The 3,762-nt window shown below is 39.5% G+C and carries 5 protein-coding genes and 3 pseudogenes; 2 read left to right on the top strand and 6 right to left on the bottom strand.

Features of this window, described 5'->3' with window-relative positions:
- The 5 genes and pseudogenes from WMO75_RS19000 to WMO75_RS18980 all read right to left on the bottom strand — a co-directional run.
- Window positions 1–246 (bottom strand): annotated as a pseudogene (locus WMO75_RS19000) (NAD-dependent protein deacetylase); the annotation flags it as partial.
- 53 nt (window positions 247–299) lie between these two features.
- Window positions 300–695: a C-GCAxxG-C-C family protein gene (locus WMO75_RS18995; protein WP_106491765.1), complete on the bottom strand. Its 396-nt coding sequence runs from the start codon at window positions 693–695 to the stop codon at window positions 300–302.
- Between the two features lie 5 nt (window positions 696–700).
- The gene (locus WMO75_RS18990) at window positions 701–1,162 is read right to left on the bottom strand and encodes a hypothetical protein (RefSeq protein WP_349078759.1); all 462 of its coding nucleotides are present in this window, start codon (window positions 1,160–1,162) and stop codon (window positions 701–703) included.
- A complete protein-coding gene (locus WMO75_RS18985) occupies window positions 1,147–1,536 on the bottom strand; it encodes a hypothetical protein (protein WP_243111650.1) in 390 nt (129 codons plus the stop codon). The genes WMO75_RS18990 and WMO75_RS18985 overlap by 16 nt, the downstream gene beginning before the upstream one ends.
- Window positions 1,537–1,541: 5 nt before the next feature.
- Entirely contained in the window at window positions 1,542–2,411 is an 870-nt protein-coding gene (locus tag WMO75_RS18980) for an SIR2 family NAD-dependent protein deacylase (protein ID WP_118251300.1), read from the bottom strand.
- 154 nt (window positions 2,412–2,565) lie between these two features.
- Here WMO75_RS18980 and WMO75_RS18975 point away from each other — a divergent pair, with 154 nt between their 5' ends.
- Both WMO75_RS18975 and WMO75_RS20145 read left to right on the top strand, forming a co-directional pair.
- Window positions 2,566–3,003 carry an Rrf2 family transcriptional regulator gene (locus tag WMO75_RS18975; RefSeq protein ID WP_118699402.1) on the top strand — a complete coding sequence of 146 codons (438 nt, stop codon included), beginning with the start codon at window positions 2,566–2,568 and terminating at the stop codon, window positions 3,001–3,003.
- A gap of 191 nt (window positions 3,004–3,194) precedes the next feature.
- A pseudogene (locus tag WMO75_RS20145) lies at window positions 3,195–3,266 on the top strand (plasmid mobilization relaxosome protein MobC); the annotation flags it as partial.
- Window positions 3,267–3,609: 343 nt separating this feature from the next.
- Here WMO75_RS20145 and WMO75_RS18965 read toward each other — a convergent pair.
- Window positions 3,610–3,762: pseudogene (locus tag WMO75_RS18965) on the bottom strand (radical SAM mobile pair protein B); the annotation flags it as partial.

The raw sequence follows: 3,762 nt of genomic DNA, 5'->3' as shown, positions 1-3,762 counted from the left end.
CTCACGAAAAGAAGGGGTATCACTATAATAAAAGTCACCACCTCCAGCCGCTGACAAACCGGATGCTCCGCCTACTATGATACACTCTGCCTCCTGCACTCTGCGAACAAATTCCTGAATCTGTTCCTCATAAGGAAGTGGTTTTTGTTTGCTCAACACTACAGCAGTACCGCCGGATGCATAGGTACTATAGTGTCCGGAATAGTTCATTTGTGTTTTCATTACCAAATTTTCATAACAGCTCATTTTTTTCATTCTCCTATCTCACAACTGTAATATCTTTAACCACTTTACTTGGTCTATCCTTCCCTTTCTGATTCCATTGGCAACACCTCGTCAAAAGCCCGTATTGCATTGCGAATGCAATCATCGCATTCACAGAGTACAACACCTGTATCCTTTCCCTTTAGATCTTTACATATGGTTGCACCTGAATATTCCTGAAATTTGTTTAATATCTCCCGCGCCGTTATCGCACTTTTCTTCCCCGGCTTTACAATTCCCGCCATCATGGTTGCTCCAATCAATGCACCACAAGTTGCTTCCATACCTCCCATACCTACCGCAAATCCGGATGCAGCATTCGTCAGTATTTCCTTATCAGAATCTGATGAATCGATCATTGCCTTGATAACCGACTGACAGCAATTAAATCCATTATGTTTGTAATATACTGCTTTTTCTTCTCTTGTCATTTTCCTTAGATTTCCTTTCTGATTTTCTTTAACGCTACCGTAAGATTACCATCCACACCGATGGATTTTTCTTTAATTTCCTCTGGAATGTAAATTTCGCCCTTGTTAAATGTGATATATCTTGCCTGTGGTTCTACTGCTGCAAGCTGCATCAAAGGAGCTTTAATCATCTGATTTCTCCAACCAATGCCAAATTCCAGAATTACCAGCTTCTTTCCATGTAAATTCTGAATAAATTCTTGATAGCAGGCAGCCTTTTCCTTCCAATTTTTCGTTTCTGTAAACGAGGACATCTCACCCCAATTTACTTCCATATCTCCACCGCATTTTGGACATTTCGGCAGTAACTCTTTGGGTACTCTTCCGTTTACTTCCTCTTCTGTCATGGCGAGAACTGCTTTTTGATTAGGATAAACCTCGTCATGACATCTGTTCTTGCACCGCATCTGGGTTAATTTCCCTTCCATTTCAAAACACGGTCTGCCTCAAAACCTGCCGGCACAAAATGATCCTCCGCATTGGAAGTTACTACGAAATATTCTTTATCCTTTACTAGTGCATAGATGTTTTTCATAATCTCACTCGGCTCATCCTGCATAGCTTTTGCCTTAACAAGTCTGCTTACAAACGACCACTTTTCTTCTACCTTCATTGGCACTGAAAATCCGTGTAAAACACAACGCAGTCCATATTTTTCTCTGAAATCTCCCATATTTTCCTGAAACCATGCGTCATCTGCAAAAATATTATATCCCTCTGCGATAGACAAACCATTACTGGCTCCAATCAAAATACCATCTGCTTCTTTGATGATTTGACTTATCTCTTGATATACATTCATCTTCATCACATTTCCTTTCCCGCTATGTTTTCTTTTAAATCCCGCAGGGTTTCTGCCAAATCTCCTGCTATATAAATGCCTTTGTCTTTTATATGCTCTGGAGCTGAGGATTTCTTCTGATTCAGACAGGCATAAAACACCTTTTCATTTTTATATGTCATTTCCCAAAAAGGAAGTTTAATAATACTGGGTGTCATCTCGCCAACCCCCAGCTCCAGCAGTACAACATTCTTATCTGTTCCATTCATGAGATATTTTTTTAGGAAATTCTCATATCGCCTTACACCTTCCCTCCAGTCTTTTCCCTCCAAAAATGTATCATCCCTTACCCAGGGAACCATGATTCTCCCGCACTCATTACATCTTGGCAGAAGCTCGGAAGTAACACGCAGCTCCCGGATATTTTCGTTCATCCTGCGAATCATTTCTACATTGGAATAAATTTGGTCATGGCAAGGCTGACTGCATTGAACATAGCCGCTATTACCTTGATAATCGCAAATCCTTTCTTTCTGAAAAATCCGTTCAAACTGCATATCTATATTGGTTGTTAAAACAAAGACTTCTTTTTCCGCCACAATATCACGCAGGTCATAGTATGGCTGTCCTGTAGGTGCATCCCACATACTTTGTATGTAACGTGCATAATATGCCCACTGTTGTTCCGGCGATGAATAACAGTAGTAAAAACCGTCAAAGGGAGATTTCAGTCCATACCACTCCTTGAAATCTTGTAAACATTCCTCCATATAGGGTAGCCAATGATAATGGTTATATCCCGCCGCACTGGAAAGACCAGAACCACCGCCTATTAAAACGGCATCTGCCTGACGGATTTTTTCTGCCAGAAAACTGACTTGTTCCTCCTTTTGCATACACCACTTTATCTCCTTTTTTATATCAGATTCCACATTTTTTATTTCGCTTGACTTTTATTTTTTTACTTGTTAAAATTAAATTTACATCAAGCATTGAAATTATATTATCATGTAAATTTTAAAATTGCAAGAAGAAAGTTCGAGGTGACAAATGAAATATTCCACAAAGCTTAGTGACACCATTCATATTCTTATATTTATTGCTCTTGGAGATGACGAACAACTCTCCAGCACAAAAATTGCAGAAAGTATCAAGACAAACCCGGCTTATGTCAGACAGCTTATGGCAACCCTAAAAAATGCAGGCATTGTTGTCAACACACAAGGTCATGCGAATGCCGCTCTTGCAAAATCGGCAGATAAAATCAATATGTATGACATCTACCGAGCCGTAGAGGGCGATAAGCCGCTGCTTCACCTGGACACAGATACCAATCCGGATTGTGGAATCGGTATCAACATTCAATTCGCTATTGGGGACTTCTATCATGAAATTCAAAATATGGTAGATGATAAAATGAAATCCATTACATTGCAGGATATTATTGATCGGTATTATTTTAAAATCAGGGAAGTTAAAAACCTTTAACTAATCAAGAATAGCAAGCGCTGCCTGTGTCATGACACAGGCGAAATCCCCCACACTTTCCTACCGTCTTTGCTACAATTTGCCTTGGGTAGTTACACCCAAAATTGAATTAAACACGAAACAGACTGTTGTAAAAACTGAACATTTTACAGCAGTTTTTTTGTACCCATTTTTAGGAAGTACGTGACTCAATGGCAAACAGAAACCGCACCAATCCGGTGCAATTTTATCTCAGCGATGATGAGCAGTACATTCTCACTGCCAAATTCAAAGCATCCGGCATGAAAAGCATGTCAGCCTTTTTACGCAAAGTTGAATGTGTCATCGGTATCACTGATGATGACAAACATGGCTGTTCTCTGATCGCCGATCATATCCAGTTCCATTTCGTCATACGACATGATTTCTCGAAGCTCCTGAATATCAAATGGTGAAAGTCTGGCACCACAGGAAATCAAAATCGATTTTGCAGTTTTGCCAGTAACAAAATGTCAATAGTTTTTTAATCACTTTTTCAAAAAAGGCAAAAAAATAGAACGTATAGTTAATTTCCATACGCTCTATCTCACATTTCATATTAAATTTTTGAATTCTACAAACTTGAAGTTAGCGATTTCTTTTTCCGGTATTCTCTGTCCCACGGATTTCCTCATGATAGAAATAATCTACGATCACCGGATGCCCCTGCGGGACTCTGCCATAAGGCATTTCATTATCCACAAAGGCACAATCATACTTCTTAGCCATTTTCTCAGCTTT

The organism is Blautia intestinihominis, from assembly GCF_040096655.1.
GTDB lineage: Bacteria > Bacillota > Clostridia > Lachnospirales > Lachnospiraceae > Blautia_A > Blautia_A intestinihominis.
Note: the sequence above shows the minus strand (reverse complement) of the source record. Positions and strands in the feature narration are given on the sequence as shown.